This window comes from Frankia sp. AgB1.9, assembly GCF_016786355.1.
Lineage (GTDB): Bacteria > Actinomycetota > Actinomycetes > Frankiales > Frankiaceae > Pseudofrankia.
In genome coordinates this window covers 27,270-29,191 of sequence record NZ_JADWYX010000106.1, presented here as the reverse complement: position 1 = coordinate 29,191, position 1,922 = coordinate 27,270, and the positions used below count along the sequence as shown (strand labels likewise).

Here is a 1,922-nt window from a genome sequence, read left to right as displayed (position 1 = left end):
GCGGAGATCAACCGCACGGCGGAACGCGGAGATCAACCGCACGGCGGAACGCGGAGATCAACCGCACGGCGGAACGCGGAGATCAACCGCACGGCGGAACGCCTCGGGCGCCGGGGCGCCCTCGGCGATCGCTCCCGTGGCAGGCGGGGAGTCGCCGGTCGACCGGCGGTCCGAGCCGCCGATCCACCTGCCCACCTGCCCACCTGCCCACCTGGCGATCTTCGGGCGGTTCAGCGGTGGGTGGCGGCGATGATCGCCAGCTGCGCAGGAATAAATGCGACAAAATGGGGCAGCGGGCGACGGTTTCCCCTGCGCAATCTGCGATCATGAATCGTCGAGGCGGCGCCAATGCACGATGATCGCTGACTGGGTAGGGGAAACGGCGGTCGCGAGGGGCCGAGACCGCCCAGAGCTGACGCGCCGCCCGGGCGACCGCTGTCCAGACCCCGACTCCGAGACAGCTCGGCTACCCCACGCCACCGCCCACGAGACCAGGTACGCCCCGGCCAGGCCGCTGATGAGGCCACCGCGTCCCAGACCTCCGCGATGCGACCAGGCCGCTGAGGCCACCGCATCCGGCAGCTCCGCGATACGACCGGGCCCCACTCACCGGCCGGGCCGGCCCGAAACAGGCCGGGCCGGGCCAGCCCGAGACAGGCCAGCCCGAGACAGGCCAGGCCGGGCCAGCCCGAGACAGGCCGGCCCGAAACAGGCCGGGCCGAGGCGGCCAGGCCGAGGCAGGCGGGCCGGGAAAAACCGACAAATACCTGCGACGACGGCCAGTCGATGCGGGGTAGAAGGGGACGGGCTAGGAGACTACGGGTGTGTTCGTTCTCCTCGTCCTTGCCCTGCTGGTCGGTCTCGTGATCGCCCGGCTGCGCGGGGGGACCCTGGACGCGCTCGGGCGGGTCCGGGTACGGCTCGGCTGGCTGGCCGCCGTCATCGTCCTCGCGCTCGTGGTCGCCGTGGTCGCGCCCCGGCTCCAGACCGTCGGCTGGCTGGTGGCGGCCGTGCTCGCCGCCATCCTCTCCGCGGCCAACCGGCGGATTCCCGGGCTGTTCCTGCTCTTCATCGGTCTCGCGCTGAACACGGCCGCCATCGGCGCGAACCACGGCCGTATGCCGGTCTCGACGGCGGCGATCAGCTCCGCTGGGATCGACCGGGCCGACGTGGCCCGGTCGGACCACTACGTGCTCGCGGACCACGACACCCGGCTGCGCTACCTGGGGGACGTGATCGCGTTTCCGTTCTGGGGAGCGCCGGCGGCGCTCAGCGCCGGCGATGTGCTGATCGCGTCCGGGATCGGGCTCTTCGCCGGGCTCGCGCCGGTGCGGGCCAGCCGGACTCTGCGGGCCCGTAGGGAGGCCCGCGACCGCCGCCGCGGCCGCCGCCAGGCGCAGGCGGCGGGCGACGCCGACGTCGGCCCGGATGCCGGCTCGGCCGCGGGGCGCGCGGGTCGTTGGCCAGTCGCCGCCCTGCCGGCTGGGCCGGCTGCGGGCGTCACACCCACGCCGCGGCGTGGCACGATGGCCGCGGATGTCAGCGACGAGCGGCATAGCGGCGACGACTCAGAAAGGAGATCGCGGCATGGCGAAGAAGAAGCGTAAGCGGCGCGCCCGCGCGAAGAACAAGGCCAACCACGGCAAGCGTCCGAACGCCTGACGGCGATCGGCCGGAACCGGCCCTGAGGGCTCTCCGCTGACCTCCCAGATCGGCTTCGCCGATCCGGGAGGGACCCCGGCTCCGCCTGGATCGGGCGCCCGATCGCCCTCCCCAGTCCCGATCCTCCGGCACCTGGAAGTCTGGGGTTCGCCCCAGCCAGGGTCGGGATCGTGACTGGGTCGCGCTGGTTCCGCCCGTCTGGGCAGAGACGCAGAGACGAGGGGCCCCCCCCCCCCGGGGCGCGCCCGGGGGCGGGGCGG

At 73.7% G+C, this 1,922-nt stretch carries 2 protein-coding genes; both read left to right on the top strand.

Translation table 11 applies throughout. The features are described 5' to 3' along the window. Positions 1-824 precede the first annotated feature (824 nt). Positions 825-1,607, top strand: coding sequence for a DUF5317 domain-containing protein (locus I6A60_RS31520; protein WP_203024909.1), 783 nt, complete (start codon positions 825-827; stop codon positions 1,605-1,607). Then, complete coding sequence (locus tag I6A60_RS44250) at positions 1,588-1,662, top strand: 50S ribosomal protein bL37 (protein WP_374113482.1); 75 nt, start codon at positions 1,588-1,590, stop codon at positions 1,660-1,662. The genes I6A60_RS31520 and I6A60_RS44250 overlap by 20 nt, the downstream gene beginning before the upstream one ends. Positions 1,663-1,922 lie beyond the last annotated feature (260 nt).